This window comes from Roseateles sp. DAIF2, assembly GCF_015624425.1.
Lineage (GTDB): Bacteria > Pseudomonadota > Gammaproteobacteria > Burkholderiales > Burkholderiaceae_C > Kinneretia.
In genome coordinates this window covers 1,891,753-1,909,827 of the sequence record NZ_CP049919.1, presented here as the reverse complement: position 1 = coordinate 1,909,827, position 18,075 = coordinate 1,891,753, and the positions used below count along the sequence as shown (strand labels likewise).

General features: G+C 53.4%; 1 protein-coding gene, 6 tRNA genes and 9 rRNA genes. 1 reads left to right on the top strand and 15 read right to left on the bottom strand.

The features are described 5' to 3' along the window. The first annotated feature begins 43 nt into the window (after positions 1 to 43). Positions 44 to 952 (top strand): helix-turn-helix domain-containing protein, encoded by a 909-nt coding sequence (locus G8A07_RS08925; RefSeq protein WP_195796667.1) that lies wholly within the window; start codon positions 44 to 46, stop codon positions 950 to 952. 74 nt (positions 953 to 1,026) lie between these two features. Here G8A07_RS08925 and rrf (G8A07_RS08920) read toward each other — a convergent pair. The 15 genes from rrf (G8A07_RS08920) to G8A07_RS08850 form a co-directional block, all read right to left on the bottom strand. Continuing rightward, positions 1,027 to 1,139, bottom strand: a 5S ribosomal RNA gene (gene rrf / locus G8A07_RS08920). 179 nt (positions 1,140 to 1,318) lie between these two features. Beyond that, positions 1,319 to 4,198, bottom strand: a 23S ribosomal RNA gene (locus G8A07_RS08915). Between the two features lie 324 nt (positions 4,199 to 4,522). Next, positions 4,523 to 4,598 (bottom strand) — tRNA-Ala (locus G8A07_RS08910). Between the two features lie 18 nt (positions 4,599 to 4,616). Beyond that, positions 4,617 to 4,693, bottom strand: a tRNA-Ile gene (locus G8A07_RS08905). 181 nt (positions 4,694 to 4,874) lie between these two features. After that, positions 4,875 to 6,403, bottom strand: a 16S ribosomal RNA gene (locus G8A07_RS08900). Positions 6,404 to 6,804: 401 nt separating this feature from the next. Beyond that, positions 6,805 to 6,917: ribosomal RNA gene (gene rrf, locus G8A07_RS08895) — 5S ribosomal RNA — on the bottom strand. Positions 6,918 to 7,096: 179 nt separating this feature from the next. Then, positions 7,097 to 9,976: ribosomal RNA gene (locus tag G8A07_RS08890) — 23S ribosomal RNA — on the bottom strand. Positions 9,977 to 10,300: 324 nt separating this feature from the next. Then, a tRNA-Ala gene (locus G8A07_RS08885) sits at positions 10,301 to 10,376 on the bottom strand. An 18-nt stretch (positions 10,377 to 10,394) separates the two neighbouring features. Then, positions 10,395 to 10,471 (bottom strand) — tRNA-Ile (locus tag G8A07_RS08880). Positions 10,472 to 10,652: 181 nt separating this feature from the next. Beyond that, positions 10,653 to 12,181, bottom strand: a 16S ribosomal RNA gene (locus G8A07_RS08875). Positions 12,182 to 12,582: 401 nt separating this feature from the next. Continuing rightward, a 5S ribosomal RNA gene (gene rrf / locus G8A07_RS08870) occupies positions 12,583 to 12,695 on the bottom strand. Between the two features lie 179 nt (positions 12,696 to 12,874). Next, positions 12,875 to 15,754 (bottom strand): 23S ribosomal RNA (locus tag G8A07_RS08865). A 324-nt stretch (positions 15,755 to 16,078) separates the two neighbouring features. Beyond that, positions 16,079 to 16,154 (bottom strand) — tRNA-Ala (locus G8A07_RS08860). Positions 16,155 to 16,172: 18 nt separating this feature from the next. After that, positions 16,173 to 16,249, bottom strand: a tRNA-Ile gene (locus G8A07_RS08855). A 181-nt stretch (positions 16,250 to 16,430) separates the two neighbouring features. Continuing rightward, positions 16,431 to 17,959 (bottom strand): 16S ribosomal RNA (locus tag G8A07_RS08850). Together the 16S, 23S and 5S rRNA genes with 6 tRNA genes alongside form the textbook arrangement of a ribosomal RNA operon. Positions 17,960 to 18,075: the final 116 nt, after the last annotated feature.

Genomic DNA, 18,075 nt, shown 5'->3' with positions numbered 1-18,075 from the left:
GAACACTCGCGGGCGATCCGCAACAAGCAACCGGGCCGCATCGATGGAGTCTCCGCTACCGACCTATTCCCTGTACGGCGAGCAGGCGCAGGGCGGCGCCTTCGGCGTCGACTGGCTGCATTGCGAGTCGATCGCCGAGCGCAGCCGCCTGCACCATTGGAAGATCCGGGCGCACCGCCACCCGCTGCTGTTCCAGCTGTTCTGGATCGAGCGCGGCGGCTGCGAGGCCAGCATCGACGGCCGCACCTCGGCCATCCAGGGCCCCGGCCTGCTGCTGCTGCCGCCGGCGGTGATGCATGGCTTTGTGTTCGAGCCCCAGGTCGAGGGGCTGGTCATCACGGTGCAGGCCCAGCATCTGCGCAAGCTGCTCAGTGAAGAACCGGCGCTGGAGCAGCGCTTGATGGCGCCCGGCGCGTTTGCGCTGGCGGTCGGCATGACGGAGGTCGAGCAGCTGGCGCAGGCGGCCCACCATCTGCGACGGGTCTTTCTGGAGGCGGACCGCCGCTGGCGCTCGCTCGAGATCGATGGCGCCCTGCTGCAGCTGCTGGTGGCCTGCGCGCGCCGGCTGCCGCCAACCGACGCCGATGTTCTCACCGGCACAACACCGCAGATCGGCACTCGCGCGACGGAGCATGTGCGACGCTACCGCGCCCTGATCGAGCGGGACTACCGCCGCCAGCCCGCCCTGGCCCATTGCGCGGAGCGGCTGGGCATCACGAGCACGCAGCTGAACCGCGTCTGCCAGCAGGTGCTGGGCTGCTCGGCCCTGGCTCTGTTGCAGGCCAGGCTGCTGCTGGAGGCGCAGCGCGAACTGGCCTACACCACGCTGAGCATCAAGCAGATCGCTCATGGGCTGGGTTTCTGCGATCAGGCCTATTTCACGCGCTTCTATCAGCGGCAGGTGGGTATTTCGCCAAGCACCTGGCGCAACCGCTCGGCGAAGCTGGAATAGCTCCGAAGTTATTTACGCCGCCAAAAGCAAAACCCCTCTCAGAGGAACTCTGAGAGGGGTTTTGGGGGTAAATAGCCTGACGATGACCTACTTTCACACGGGAATCCGCACTATCATCGGCGCTGACTCGTTTCACTGTCCTGTTCGGGATGGGAAGGAGTGGGACCAAGTCGCTATGGTCATCAGGCTTGACTGGTTGGTCTGCTGTTGCTGGAACAGCAAACCCAATTCGTAGAGTTGCATTATAGCGATGGCTATAGTGCGTGAATCAGCTTTGATTTGATTGCGTCTTCAGTTTGAAGAACGACGTAACTTGTAATCCTGGTCTTTGAGCAGATGCCAGATGGTCTGGACTGTCAAAGTTATAGGGTCAAGCCTCACGAGCAATTAGTACTGGTCAGCTTAACGCATTACTGCGCTTCCACACCCAGCCTATCAACGTCCTGGTCTCGAACGACTCTTCAGGGGGCTCAAGGCCCCGGCAAGACTCATCTTGAGACGAGTTTCCCGCTTAGATGCTTTCAGCGGTTATCTCTTCCGCACTTAGCTACCCGGCAATGCCACTGGCGTGACAACCGGTACACCAGAGGTGCGTCCACTCCGGTCCTCTCGTACTAGGAGCAGGCTCTCTCAATCTTGCAGCGCCCACGGAAGATAGGGACCAAACTGTCTCACGACGTTTTAAACCCAGCTCACGTACCTCTTTAAATGGCGAACAGCCATACCCTTGGGACCGGCTACAGCCCCAGGATGAGATGAGCCGACATCGAGGTGCCAAACACCGCCGTCGATATGAACTCTTGGGCGGTATCAGCCTGTTATCCCCAGAGTACCTTTTATCCGTTGAGCGATGGCCCTTCCATACAGAACCACCGGATCACTTTGTCCTACTTTCGTACCTGCTCGACTTGTCAGTCTCGCAGTCAAGCACGCTTATGCCAATGCACTATCAGCACGATTTCCGACCGTGCCTAGCGTACCTTCGAACTCCTCCGTTACACTTTGGGAGGAGACCGCCCCAGTCAAACTGCCCACCATACACTGTCCCCATCCCGGATAACGGGACAAGGTTAGAACCTCAAACACACCAGGGTGGTATTTCAACGTTGGCTCCATGAGAACTAGCGTCCTCACTTCAAAGCCTCCCACCTATCCTACACAGATCTGTTCAAAGTCCAATGTAAAGCTACAGTAAAGGTTCATGGGGTCTTTCCGTCTTTCCGCGGGGAGATTGCATCATCACAAACATTTCAACTTCGCTGAGTCTCTGGAGGAGACAGTGTGGCCATCGTTACGCCATTCGTGCAGGTCGGAACTTACCCGACAAGGAATTTCGCTACCTTAGGACCGTTATAGTTACGGCCGCCGTTTACTGGGACTTCAGTCAAGAGCTTGCACCCCATCATTTAATCTTCCAGCACCGGGCAGGCGTCACACCCTATACGTCGACTTTCGTCTTTGCAGAGTGCTGTGTTTTTAATAAACAGTCGCAGCCACCGATTCTCTGCGGCCTCATTGGGCTCCCCAAGTAAATGGTTCACCTACTAAAGGCACACCTTCTTCCGAAGTTACGGTGTCAATTTGCCGAGTTCCTTCTCCAGAGTTCTCTCAAGCGCCTGAGAATACTCATCACGCGCACCAGTGTCGGTTTGCGGTACGGTCGTCAATAGCTGAAGCTTAGTGGCTTTTCCTGGAAGCAGGGTATCACTCACTTCGTCTGCAAGCAGACTCGTTATCACCCCTCATCTAAGCCCGGCGGATTTGCCTACCGAGCACGACTACAGGCTTGAACCGGGACATCCAACACCCGGCTGAGCTAACCTTCTCCGTCCCCACATCGCACTATTGATCGGTACAGGAATATTGACCTGTTTCCCATCAGCTACGCATCTCTGCCTCGCCTTAGGGGCCGACTCACCCTACGCCGATGAACGTTGCGTAGGAAACCTTGCGCTTACGGCGAGGGGGCTTTTCACCCCCTTTAACGCTACTCATGTCAGCATTCGCACTTCTGATACCTCCAGCAGGCTTCACAACCCACCTTCACAGGCTTACAGAACGCTCTCCTACCACGTGCAATAAATTGCACATCCGCAGCTTCGGTAACTGGCTTAGCCCCGTTACATCTTCCGCGCAGGACGACTCGATCAGTGAGCTATTACGCTTTCTTTAAATGATGGCTGCTTCTAAGCCAACATCCTGACTGTTTTAGCCTTCCCACTTCGTTTCCCACTTAGCCAATTTTGGGGACCTTAGCTGGCGGTCTGGGTTGTTTCCCTCTTGAGTCCGGACGTTAGCACCCGGTGCTCTGTCTCCCAAGCTGTACTCATCGGTATTCGGAGTTTGCAATGGTTTGGTAAGTCGCCATGACCCCCTAGCCATAACAGTGCTCTACCCCCGATGGTAATACTTGAGGCACTACCTAAATAGTTTTCGGAGAGAACCAGCTATTTCCAAGTTTGTTTAGCCTTTCACCCCTATCCACAGCTCATCCGCTAGTTTTGCAACACTAGTCGGTTCGGACCTCCAGCACCTGTTACGGTGCCTTCATCCTGGCCATGGATAGATCACTTGGTTTCGGGTCTACACCCAGCGACTGAATCGCCCTATTCGGACTCGGTTTCCCTGCGCCTTCCCTATTCGGTTAAGCTCGCCACTGAATGTAAGTCGCTGACCCATTATACAAAAGGTACGCAGTCACCCTTGCGGGCTCCTACTTTTTGTATGCATGCGGTTTCAGGATCTATTTCACTCCCCTCCCGGGGTTCTTTTCGCCTTTCCCTCACGGTACTGGTTCACTATCGGTCGATTACGAGTATTTAGCCTTGGAGGATGGTCCCCCCATATTCAGACAGGATTTCACGTGTCCCGCCCTACTCTATTCGTGCCTAGTTCCACAATCAACATTTCTCATACGGGGCTATCACCCGCTATGGCCGGACTTTCCATTCCGTTCTGATATGCCAACTGCTAAAACACGAGGGCTACTCCGATTTCGCTCGCCACTACTTTCGGAATCTCGGTTGATGTCTTTTCCTCGAGCTACTGAGATGTTTCAGTTCACCCGGTTCGCCTCGCATACCTATGTATTCAGTATGCGATACCTCTTGCGAGGTGGGTTTCCCCATTCGGAAATCTCCGGATCAAAGCTAATTTGCCAGCTCCCCGAAGCTTATCGCAGGCTATCACGTCCTTCGTCGCCTGTAATCGCCAAGGCATCCACCACATGCACTTAGTCACTTGACCCTATAACTCTGACAGCGCTGACTGCACTGTCGTCAAGGACTCAGTCCGATCTTGTATTCATCGGACTGTTTTGAGTATTACGCGTTATGCCGTTCTTCAATCTTTTCTCTGCCATTTGCAGAGTTGAAGTCTGGTGACGCAATCAAATGCTACTAGCGGCACGGTACGATCTAACCCTTTACGATTAGTCGCTTTCCGCTAGCAGCGCTGATTCGACTCTACGAATTGTTAAAGAACAACAGCCAACTTCTTTCGAAGTCAAAGACTGGCAAACCTCAACGACCGTCTCTTGTCGCTAAGGTTTGCCACCCTTGATGAGTGAATTGGTGGAGGATGACGGGATCGAACCGACGACCCCCTGCTTGCAAAGCAGGTGCTCTCCCAGCTGAGCTAATCCCCCGGGATCTTTTCAAATCCGTGGTGGGTCTGGCTGGATTCGAACCAGCGACCCCCGCCTTATCAAGACGGTGCTCTAACCGACTGAGCTACAGACCCACGTGTTTTTCACATGATCCTGCTCTCAGCTTCGCGGCCCTGGAGGCCAGCTCGGCAGGCTCACGTATTTTCACTCACTGTTGTGTTACAGCCGATAAGTGTGAGCGCTTGAGGAAAGAGTGCATTGGATCTTGCTGGTCCATCACTGCACGCAGTGAAGAACTGCTCGACCATTTTCTAGAAAGGAGGTGATCCAGCCGCACCTTCCGATACGGCTACCTTGTTACGACTTCACCCCAGTCACGAACCCTGCCGTGGTAATCGCCCTCCTTGCGGTTAGGCTAACTACTTCTGGCAGAACCCGCTCCCATGGTGTGACGGGCGGTGTGTACAAGACCCGGGAACGTATTCACCGCGGCAAGCTGATCCGCGATTACTAGCGATTCCGACTTCACGCAGTCGAGTTGCAGACTACGATCCGGACTACGACCGGTTTTCTGGGATTAGCTCCCCCTCGCGGGTTGGCAGCCCTCTGTACCGGCCATTGTATGACGTGTGTAGCCCTACCCATAAGGGCCATGATGACCTGACGTCATCCCCACCTTCCTCCGGTTTGTCACCGGCAGTCTCATTAGAGTGCCCTTTCGTAGCAACTAATGACAAGGGTTGCGCTCGTTGCGGGACTTAACCCAACATCTCACGACACGAGCTGACGACGGCCATGCAGCACCTGTGTCCAGGTTCTCTTTCGAGCACTCCCACATCTCTGCAGGATTCCTGGCATGTCAAGGGTAGGTAAGGTTTTTCGCGTTGCATCGAATTAAACCACATCATCCACCGCTTGTGCGGGTCCCCGTCAATTCCTTTGAGTTTCAACCTTGCGGCCGTACTCCCCAGGCGGTCAACTTCACGCGTTAGCTACGTTACTGAGAAGAAACCCTCCCAACAACCAGTTGACATCGTTTAGGGCGTGGACTACCAGGGTATCTAATCCTGTTTGCTCCCCACGCTTTCGTGCATGAGCGTCAGTACAGGTCCAGGGGATTGCCTTCGCCATCGGTGTTCCTCCGCATATCTACGCATTTCACTGCTACACGCGGAATTCCATCCCCCTCTACCGTACTCTAGCCATGCAGTCACAAATGCAGTTCCCAGGTTGAGCCCGGGGATTTCACATCTGTCTTGCATAACCGCCTGCGCACGCTTTACGCCCAGTAATTCCGATTAACGCTTGCACCCTACGTATTACCGCGGCTGCTGGCACGTAGTTAGCCGGTGCTTATTCTTCAGGTACCGTCATGAGGCAACTGTATTAGAGTCGCCCTTTTCTTCCCTGACAAAAGCGGTTTACAACCCGAAGGCCTTCTTCCCGCACGCGGCATGGCTGGATCAGACTTGCGTCCATTGTCCAAAATTCCCCACTGCTGCCTCCCGTAGGAGTCTGGGCCGTGTCTCAGTCCCAGTGTGGCTGGTCGTCCTCTCAGACCAGCTACAGATCGTTGGCTTGGTGGGCCTTTACCCCACCAACTACCTAATCTGATATCGGCCGCTCCAATTGCGCGAGGTCTTGCGATCCCCCGCTTTCACCCTCAGGTCGTATGCGGTATTAGCTGCTCTTTCGAGCAGTTATCCCCCACAACTGGGCACGTTCCGATACATTACTCACCCGTTCGCCACTCGTCGCCAGGTTGCCCCGCGTTACCGTTCGACTTGCATGTGTAAGGCATGCCGCCAGCGTTCAATCTGAGCCAGGATCAAACTCTACAGTTCGATCTTGATTACTCAACGGAATCGAACAAAGACTATTTGCATAGCTTCATTCTTCTTTCCGTGAGCGTTTAAAGTCCGAAGGACTTGATGAACATCACTGCTCATCAGCACTCCGCCTCAAACGCCCACGCTTATCGGCTGTGAATTCTTAAAGAACATCGCTCCACTCACCCAACTCGCTTTCGCGAGCTGCTTCGTTTCGCGTCGCTGATCAGTCATCAGCACAGAAGCGGGATTATTGACTGCTTTCGCACTAGTGTCAACACCTATTTGCTTCCGATCTGCAAGCCATCGATCTTCATCGATGTCCGGCACATACAAGCACTGAGCTCGCCTCAACGCTTGTATCTGCTGGCACAGATAGAAACGCCCGGTCTTGCGACCGGGCGTCTCGAATAATAGCCTGACGATGACCTACTTTCACACGGGAATCCGCACTATCATCGGCGCTGACTCGTTTCACTGTCCTGTTCGGGATGGGAAGGAGTGGGACCAAGTCGCTATGGTCATCAGGCTTGACTGGTTGGTCTGCTGTTGCTGGAACAGCAAACCCAATTCGTAGAGTTGCATTATAGCGATGGCTATAGTGCGTGAATCAGCTTTGATTTGATTGCGTCTTCAGTTTGAAGAACGACGTAACTTGTAATCCTGGTCTTTGAGCAGATGCCAGATGGTCTGGACTGTCAAAGTTATAGGGTCAAGCCTCACGAGCAATTAGTACTGGTCAGCTTAACGCATTACTGCGCTTCCACACCCAGCCTATCAACGTCCTGGTCTCGAACGACTCTTCAGGGGGCTCAAGGCCCCGGCAAGACTCATCTTGAGACGAGTTTCCCGCTTAGATGCTTTCAGCGGTTATCTCTTCCGCACTTAGCTACCCGGCAATGCCACTGGCGTGACAACCGGTACACCAGAGGTGCGTCCACTCCGGTCCTCTCGTACTAGGAGCAGGCTCTCTCAATCTTGCAGCGCCCACGGAAGATAGGGACCAAACTGTCTCACGACGTTTTAAACCCAGCTCACGTACCTCTTTAAATGGCGAACAGCCATACCCTTGGGACCGGCTACAGCCCCAGGATGAGATGAGCCGACATCGAGGTGCCAAACACCGCCGTCGATATGAACTCTTGGGCGGTATCAGCCTGTTATCCCCAGAGTACCTTTTATCCGTTGAGCGATGGCCCTTCCATACAGAACCACCGGATCACTTTGTCCTACTTTCGTACCTGCTCGACTTGTCAGTCTCGCAGTCAAGCACGCTTATGCCAATGCACTATCAGCACGATTTCCGACCGTGCCTAGCGTACCTTCGAACTCCTCCGTTACACTTTGGGAGGAGACCGCCCCAGTCAAACTGCCCACCATACACTGTCCCCATCCCGGATAACGGGACAAGGTTAGAACCTCAAACACACCAGGGTGGTATTTCAACGTTGGCTCCATGAGAACTAGCGTCCTCACTTCAAAGCCTCCCACCTATCCTACACAGATCTGTTCAAAGTCCAATGTAAAGCTACAGTAAAGGTTCATGGGGTCTTTCCGTCTTTCCGCGGGGAGATTGCATCATCACAAACATTTCAACTTCGCTGAGTCTCTGGAGGAGACAGTGTGGCCATCGTTACGCCATTCGTGCAGGTCGGAACTTACCCGACAAGGAATTTCGCTACCTTAGGACCGTTATAGTTACGGCCGCCGTTTACTGGGACTTCAGTCAAGAGCTTGCACCCCATCATTTAATCTTCCAGCACCGGGCAGGCGTCACACCCTATACGTCGACTTTCGTCTTTGCAGAGTGCTGTGTTTTTAATAAACAGTCGCAGCCACCGATTCTCTGCGGCCTCATTGGGCTCCCCAAGTAAATGGTTCACCTACTAAAGGCACACCTTCTTCCGAAGTTACGGTGTCAATTTGCCGAGTTCCTTCTCCAGAGTTCTCTCAAGCGCCTGAGAATACTCATCACGCGCACCAGTGTCGGTTTGCGGTACGGTCGTCAATAGCTGAAGCTTAGTGGCTTTTCCTGGAAGCAGGGTATCACTCACTTCGTCTGCAAGCAGACTCGTTATCACCCCTCATCTAAGCCCGGCGGATTTGCCTACCGAGCACGACTACAGGCTTGAACCGGGACATCCAACACCCGGCTGAGCTAACCTTCTCCGTCCCCACATCGCACTATTGATCGGTACAGGAATATTGACCTGTTTCCCATCAGCTACGCATCTCTGCCTCGCCTTAGGGGCCGACTCACCCTACGCCGATGAACGTTGCGTAGGAAACCTTGCGCTTACGGCGAGGGGGCTTTTCACCCCCTTTAACGCTACTCATGTCAGCATTCGCACTTCTGATACCTCCAGCAGGCTTCACAACCCACCTTCACAGGCTTACAGAACGCTCTCCTACCACGTGCAATAAATTGCACATCCGCAGCTTCGGTAACTGGCTTAGCCCCGTTACATCTTCCGCGCAGGACGACTCGATCAGTGAGCTATTACGCTTTCTTTAAATGATGGCTGCTTCTAAGCCAACATCCTGACTGTTTTAGCCTTCCCACTTCGTTTCCCACTTAGCCAATTTTGGGGACCTTAGCTGGCGGTCTGGGTTGTTTCCCTCTTGAGTCCGGACGTTAGCACCCGGTGCTCTGTCTCCCAAGCTGTACTCATCGGTATTCGGAGTTTGCAATGGTTTGGTAAGTCGCCATGACCCCCTAGCCATAACAGTGCTCTACCCCCGATGGTAATACTTGAGGCACTACCTAAATAGTTTTCGGAGAGAACCAGCTATTTCCAAGTTTGTTTAGCCTTTCACCCCTATCCACAGCTCATCCGCTAGTTTTGCAACACTAGTCGGTTCGGACCTCCAGCACCTGTTACGGTGCCTTCATCCTGGCCATGGATAGATCACTTGGTTTCGGGTCTACACCCAGCGACTGAATCGCCCTATTCGGACTCGGTTTCCCTGCGCCTTCCCTATTCGGTTAAGCTCGCCACTGAATGTAAGTCGCTGACCCATTATACAAAAGGTACGCAGTCACCCTTGCGGGCTCCTACTTTTTGTATGCATGCGGTTTCAGGATCTATTTCACTCCCCTCCCGGGGTTCTTTTCGCCTTTCCCTCACGGTACTGGTTCACTATCGGTCGATTACGAGTATTTAGCCTTGGAGGATGGTCCCCCCATATTCAGACAGGATTTCACGTGTCCCGCCCTACTCTATTCGTGCCTAGTTCCACAATCAACATTTCTCATACGGGGCTATCACCCGCTATGGCCGGACTTTCCATTCCGTTCTGATATGCCAACTGCTAAAACACGAGGGCTACTCCGATTTCGCTCGCCACTACTTTCGGAATCTCGGTTGATGTCTTTTCCTCGAGCTACTGAGATGTTTCAGTTCACCCGGTTCGCCTCGCATACCTATGTATTCAGTATGCGATACCTCTTGCGAGGTGGGTTTCCCCATTCGGAAATCTCCGGATCAAAGCTAATTTGCCAGCTCCCCGAAGCTTATCGCAGGCTATCACGTCCTTCGTCGCCTGTAATCGCCAAGGCATCCACCACATGCACTTAGTCACTTGACCCTATAACTCTGACAGCGCTGACTGCACTGTCGTCAAGGACTCAGTCCGATCTTGTATTCATCGGACTGTTTTGAGTATTACGCGTTATGCCGTTCTTCAATCTTTTCTCTGCCATTTGCAGAGTTGAAGTCTGGTGACGCAATCAAATGCTACTAGCGGCACGGTACGATCTAACCCTTTACGATTAGTCGCTTTCCGCTAGCAGCGCTGATTCGACTCTACGAATTGTTAAAGAACAACAGCCAACTTCTTTCGAAGTCAAAGACTGGCAAACCTCAACGACCGTCTCTTGTCGCTAAGGTTTGCCACCCTTGATGAGTGAATTGGTGGAGGATGACGGGATCGAACCGACGACCCCCTGCTTGCAAAGCAGGTGCTCTCCCAGCTGAGCTAATCCCCCGGGATCTTTTCAAATCCGTGGTGGGTCTGGCTGGATTCGAACCAGCGACCCCCGCCTTATCAAGACGGTGCTCTAACCGACTGAGCTACAGACCCACGTGTTTTTCACATGATCCTGCTCTCAGCTTCGCGGCCCTGGAGGCCAGCTCGGCAGGCTCACGTATTTTCACTCACTGTTGTGTTACAGCCGATAAGTGTGAGCGCTTGAGGAAAGAGTGCATTGGATCTTGCTGGTCCATCACTGCACGCAGTGAAGAACTGCTCGACCATTTTCTAGAAAGGAGGTGATCCAGCCGCACCTTCCGATACGGCTACCTTGTTACGACTTCACCCCAGTCACGAACCCTGCCGTGGTAATCGCCCTCCTTGCGGTTAGGCTAACTACTTCTGGCAGAACCCGCTCCCATGGTGTGACGGGCGGTGTGTACAAGACCCGGGAACGTATTCACCGCGGCAAGCTGATCCGCGATTACTAGCGATTCCGACTTCACGCAGTCGAGTTGCAGACTACGATCCGGACTACGACCGGTTTTCTGGGATTAGCTCCCCCTCGCGGGTTGGCAGCCCTCTGTACCGGCCATTGTATGACGTGTGTAGCCCTACCCATAAGGGCCATGATGACCTGACGTCATCCCCACCTTCCTCCGGTTTGTCACCGGCAGTCTCATTAGAGTGCCCTTTCGTAGCAACTAATGACAAGGGTTGCGCTCGTTGCGGGACTTAACCCAACATCTCACGACACGAGCTGACGACGGCCATGCAGCACCTGTGTCCAGGTTCTCTTTCGAGCACTCCCACATCTCTGCAGGATTCCTGGCATGTCAAGGGTAGGTAAGGTTTTTCGCGTTGCATCGAATTAAACCACATCATCCACCGCTTGTGCGGGTCCCCGTCAATTCCTTTGAGTTTCAACCTTGCGGCCGTACTCCCCAGGCGGTCAACTTCACGCGTTAGCTACGTTACTGAGAAGAAACCCTCCCAACAACCAGTTGACATCGTTTAGGGCGTGGACTACCAGGGTATCTAATCCTGTTTGCTCCCCACGCTTTCGTGCATGAGCGTCAGTACAGGTCCAGGGGATTGCCTTCGCCATCGGTGTTCCTCCGCATATCTACGCATTTCACTGCTACACGCGGAATTCCATCCCCCTCTACCGTACTCTAGCCATGCAGTCACAAATGCAGTTCCCAGGTTGAGCCCGGGGATTTCACATCTGTCTTGCATAACCGCCTGCGCACGCTTTACGCCCAGTAATTCCGATTAACGCTTGCACCCTACGTATTACCGCGGCTGCTGGCACGTAGTTAGCCGGTGCTTATTCTTCAGGTACCGTCATGAGGCAACTGTATTAGAGTCGCCCTTTTCTTCCCTGACAAAAGCGGTTTACAACCCGAAGGCCTTCTTCCCGCACGCGGCATGGCTGGATCAGACTTGCGTCCATTGTCCAAAATTCCCCACTGCTGCCTCCCGTAGGAGTCTGGGCCGTGTCTCAGTCCCAGTGTGGCTGGTCGTCCTCTCAGACCAGCTACAGATCGTTGGCTTGGTGGGCCTTTACCCCACCAACTACCTAATCTGATATCGGCCGCTCCAATTGCGCGAGGTCTTGCGATCCCCCGCTTTCACCCTCAGGTCGTATGCGGTATTAGCTGCTCTTTCGAGCAGTTATCCCCCACAACTGGGCACGTTCCGATACATTACTCACCCGTTCGCCACTCGTCGCCAGGTTGCCCCGCGTTACCGTTCGACTTGCATGTGTAAGGCATGCCGCCAGCGTTCAATCTGAGCCAGGATCAAACTCTACAGTTCGATCTTGATTACTCAACGGAATCGAACAAAGACTATTTGCATAGCTTCATTCTTCTTTCCGTGAGCGTTTAAAGTCCGAAGGACTTGATGAACATCACTGCTCATCAGCACTCCGCCTCAAACGCCCACGCTTATCGGCTGTGAATTCTTAAAGAACATCGCTCCACTCACCCAACTCGCTTTCGCGAGCTGCTTCGTTTCGCGTCGCTGATCAGTCATCAGCACAGAAGCGGGATTATTGACTGCTTTCGCACTAGTGTCAACACCTATTTGCTTCCGATCTGCAAGCCATCGATCTTCATCGATGTCCGGCACATACAAGCACTGAGCTCGCCTCAACGCTTGTATCTGCTGGCACAGATAGAAACGCCCGGTCTTGCGACCGGGCGTCTCGAATAATAGCCTGACGATGACCTACTTTCACACGGGAATCCGCACTATCATCGGCGCTGACTCGTTTCACTGTCCTGTTCGGGATGGGAAGGAGTGGGACCAAGTCGCTATGGTCATCAGGCTTGACTGGTTGGTCTGCTGTTGCTGGAACAGCAAACCCAATTCGTAGAGTTGCATTATAGCGATGGCTATAGTGCGTGAATCAGCTTTGATTTGATTGCGTCTTCAGTTTGAAGAACGACGTAACTTGTAATCCTGGTCTTTGAGCAGATGCCAGATGGTCTGGACTGTCAAAGTTATAGGGTCAAGCCTCACGAGCAATTAGTACTGGTCAGCTTAACGCATTACTGCGCTTCCACACCCAGCCTATCAACGTCCTGGTCTCGAACGACTCTTCAGGGGGCTCAAGGCCCCGGCAAGACTCATCTTGAGACGAGTTTCCCGCTTAGATGCTTTCAGCGGTTATCTCTTCCGCACTTAGCTACCCGGCAATGCCACTGGCGTGACAACCGGTACACCAGAGGTGCGTCCACTCCGGTCCTCTCGTACTAGGAGCAGGCTCTCTCAATCTTGCAGCGCCCACGGAAGATAGGGACCAAACTGTCTCACGACGTTTTAAACCCAGCTCACGTACCTCTTTAAATGGCGAACAGCCATACCCTTGGGACCGGCTACAGCCCCAGGATGAGATGAGCCGACATCGAGGTGCCAAACACCGCCGTCGATATGAACTCTTGGGCGGTATCAGCCTGTTATCCCCAGAGTACCTTTTATCCGTTGAGCGATGGCCCTTCCATACAGAACCACCGGATCACTTTGTCCTACTTTCGTACCTGCTCGACTTGTCAGTCTCGCAGTCAAGCACGCTTATGCCAATGCACTATCAGCACGATTTCCGACCGTGCCTAGCGTACCTTCGAACTCCTCCGTTACACTTTGGGAGGAGACCGCCCCAGTCAAACTGCCCACCATACACTGTCCCCATCCCGGATAACGGGACAAGGTTAGAACCTCAAACACACCAGGGTGGTATTTCAACGTTGGCTCCATGAGAACTAGCGTCCTCACTTCAAAGCCTCCCACCTATCCTACACAGATCTGTTCAAAGTCCAATGTAAAGCTACAGTAAAGGTTCATGGGGTCTTTCCGTCTTTCCGCGGGGAGATTGCATCATCACAAACATTTCAACTTCGCTGAGTCTCTGGAGGAGACAGTGTGGCCATCGTTACGCCATTCGTGCAGGTCGGAACTTACCCGACAAGGAATTTCGCTACCTTAGGACCGTTATAGTTACGGCCGCCGTTTACTGGGACTTCAGTCAAGAGCTTGCACCCCATCATTTAATCTTCCAGCACCGGGCAGGCGTCACACCCTATACGTCGACTTTCGTCTTTGCAGAGTGCTGTGTTTTTAATAAACAGTCGCAGCCACCGATTCTCTGCGGCCTCATTGGGCTCCCCAAGTAAATGGTTCACCTACTAAAGGCACACCTTCTTCCGAAGTTACGGTGTCAATTTGCCGAGTTCCTTCTCCAGAGTTCTCTCAAGCGCCTGAGAATACTCATCACGCGCACCAGTGTCGGTTTGCGGTACGGTCGTCAATAGCTGAAGCTTAGTGGCTTTTCCTGGAAGCAGGGTATCACTCACTTCGTCTGCAAGCAGACTCGTTATCACCCCTCATCTAAGCCCGGCGGATTTGCCTACCGAGCACGACTACAGGCTTGAACCGGGACATCCAACACCCGGCTGAGCTAACCTTCTCCGTCCCCACATCGCACTATTGATCGGTACAGGAATATTGACCTGTTTCCCATCAGCTACGCATCTCTGCCTCGCCTTAGGGGCCGACTCACCCTACGCCGATGAACGTTGCGTAGGAAACCTTGCGCTTACGGCGAGGGGGCTTTTCACCCCCTTTAACGCTACTCATGTCAGCATTCGCACTTCTGATACCTCCAGCAGGCTTCACAACCCACCTTCACAGGCTTACAGAACGCTCTCCTACCACGTGCAATAAATTGCACATCCGCAGCTTCGGTAACTGGCTTAGCCCCGTTACATCTTCCGCGCAGGACGACTCGATCAGTGAGCTATTACGCTTTCTTTAAATGATGGCTGCTTCTAAGCCAACATCCTGACTGTTTTAGCCTTCCCACTTCGTTTCCCACTTAGCCAATTTTGGGGACCTTAGCTGGCGGTCTGGGTTGTTTCCCTCTTGAGTCCGGACGTTAGCACCCGGTGCTCTGTCTCCCAAGCTGTACTCATCGGTATTCGGAGTTTGCAATGGTTTGGTAAGTCGCCATGACCCCCTAGCCATAACAGTGCTCTACCCCCGATGGTAATACTTGAGGCACTACCTAAATAGTTTTCGGAGAGAACCAGCTATTTCCAAGTTTGTTTAGCCTTTCACCCCTATCCACAGCTCATCCGCTAGTTTTGCAACACTAGTCGGTTCGGACCTCCAGCACCTGTTACGGTGCCTTCATCCTGGCCATGGATAGATCACTTGGTTTCGGGTCTACACCCAGCGACTGAATCGCCCTATTCGGACTCGGTTTCCCTGCGCCTTCCCTATTCGGTTAAGCTCGCCACTGAATGTAAGTCGCTGACCCATTATACAAAAGGTACGCAGTCACCCTTGCGGGCTCCTACTTTTTGTATGCATGCGGTTTCAGGATCTATTTCACTCCCCTCCCGGGGTTCTTTTCGCCTTTCCCTCACGGTACTGGTTCACTATCGGTCGATTACGAGTATTTAGCCTTGGAGGATGGTCCCCCCATATTCAGACAGGATTTCACGTGTCCCGCCCTACTCTATTCGTGCCTAGTTCCACAATCAACATTTCTCATACGGGGCTATCACCCGCTATGGCCGGACTTTCCATTCCGTTCTGATATGCCAACTGCTAAAACACGAGGGCTACTCCGATTTCGCTCGCCACTACTTTCGGAATCTCGGTTGATGTCTTTTCCTCGAGCTACTGAGATGTTTCAGTTCACCCGGTTCGCCTCGCATACCTATGTATTCAGTATGCGATACCTCTTGCGAGGTGGGTTTCCCCATTCGGAAATCTCCGGATCAAAGCTAATTTGCCAGCTCCCCGAAGCTTATCGCAGGCTATCACGTCCTTCGTCGCCTGTAATCGCCAAGGCATCCACCACATGCACTTAGTCACTTGACCCTATAACTCTGACAGCGCTGACTGCACTGTCGTCAAGGACTCAGTCCGATCTTGTATTCATCGGACTGTTTTGAGTATTACGCGTTATGCCGTTCTTCAATCTTTTCTCTGCCATTTGCAGAGTTGAAGTCTGGTGACGCAATCAAATGCTACTAGCGGCACGGTACGATCTAACCCTTTACGATTAGTCGCTTTCCGCTAGCAGCGCTGATTCGACTCTACGAATTGTTAAAGAACAACAGCCAACTTCTTTCGAAGTCAAAGACTGGCAAACCTCAACGACCGTCTCTTGTCGCTAAGGTTTGCCACCCTTGATGAGTGAATTGGTGGAGGATGACGGGATCGAACCGACGACCCCCTGCTTGCAAAGCAGGTGCTCTCCCAGCTGAGCTAATCCCCCGGGATCTTTTCAAATCCGTGGTGGGTCTGGCTGGATTCGAACCAGCGACCCCCGCCTTATCAAGACGGTGCTCTAACCGACTGAGCTACAGACCCACGTGTTTTTCACATGATCCTGCTCTCAGCTTCGCGGCCCTGGAGGCCAGCTCGGCAGGCTCACGTATTTTCACTCACTGTTGTGTTACAGCCGATAAGTGTGAGCGCTTGAGGAAAGAGTGCATTGGATCTTGCTGGTCCATCACTGCACGCAGTGAAGAACTGCTCGACCATTTTCTAGAAAGGAGGTGATCCAGCCGCACCTTCCGATACGGCTACCTTGTTACGACTTCACCCCAGTCACGAACCCTGCCGTGGTAATCGCCCTCCTTGCGGTTAGGCTAACTACTTCTGGCAGAACCCGCTCCCATGGTGTGACGGGCGGTGTGTACAAGACCCGGGAACGTATTCACCGCGGCAAGCTGATCCGCGATTACTAGCGATTCCGACTTCACGCAGTCGAGTTGCAGACTACGATCCGGACTACGACCGGTTTTCTGGGATTAGCTCCCCCTCGCGGGTTGGCAGCCCTCTGTACCGGCCATTGTATGACGTGTGTAGCCCTACCCATAAGGGCCATGATGACCTGACGTCATCCCCACCTTCCTCCGGTTTGTCACCGGCAGTCTCATTAGAGTGCCCTTTCGTAGCAACTAATGACAAGGGTTGCGCTCGTTGCGGGACTTAACCCAACATCTCACGACACGAGCTGACGACGGCCATGCAGCACCTGTGTCCAGGTTCTCTTTCGAGCACTCCCACATCTCTGCAGGATTCCTGGCATGTCAAGGGTAGGTAAGGTTTTTCGCGTTGCATCGAATTAAACCACATCATCCACCGCTTGTGCGGGTCCCCGTCAATTCCTTTGAGTTTCAACCTTGCGGCCGTACTCCCCAGGCGGTCAACTTCACGCGTTAGCTACGTTACTGAGAAGAAACCCTCCCAACAACCAGTTGACATCGTTTAGGGCGTGGACTACCAGGGTATCTAATCCTGTTTGCTCCCCACGCTTTCGTGCATGAGCGTCAGTACAGGTCCAGGGGATTGCCTTCGCCATCGGTGTTCCTCCGCATATCTACGCATTTCACTGCTACACGCGGAATTCCATCCCCCTCTACCGTACTCTAGCCATGCAGTCACAAATGCAGTTCCCAGGTTGAGCCCGGGGATTTCACATCTGTCTTGCATAACCGCCTGCGCACGCTTTACGCCCAGTAATTCCGATTAACGCTTGCACCCTACGTATTACCGCGGCTGCTGGCACGTAGTTAGCCGGTGCTTATTCTTCAGGTACCGTCATGAGGCAACTGTATTAGAGTCGCCCTTTTCTTCCCTGACAAAAGCGGTTTACAACCCGAAGGCCTTCTTCCCGCACGCGGCATGGCTGGATCAGACTTGCGTCCATTGTCCAAAATTCCCCACTGCTGCCTCCCGTAGGAGTCTGGGCCGTGTCTCAGTCCCAGTGTGGCTGGTCGTCCTCTCAGACCAGCTACAGATCGTTGGCTTGGTGGGCCTTTACCCCACCAACTACCTAATCTGATATCGGCCGCTCCAATTGCGCGAGGTCTTGCGATCCCCCGCTTTCACCCTCAGGTCGTATGCGGTATTAGCTGCTCTTTCGAGCAGTTATCCCCCACAACTGGGCACGTTCCGATACATTACTCACCCGTTCGCCACTCGTCGCCAGGTTGCCCCGCGTTACCGTTCGACTTGCATGTGTAAGGCATGCCGCCAGCGTTCAATCTGAGCCAGGATCAAACTCTACAGTTCGATCTTGATTACTCAACGGAATCGAACAAAGACTATTTGCATAGCTTCATTCTTCTTTCCGTGAGCGTTTAAAGTCCGAAGGACTTGATGAACATCACTGCTCATCAGCACTCCGC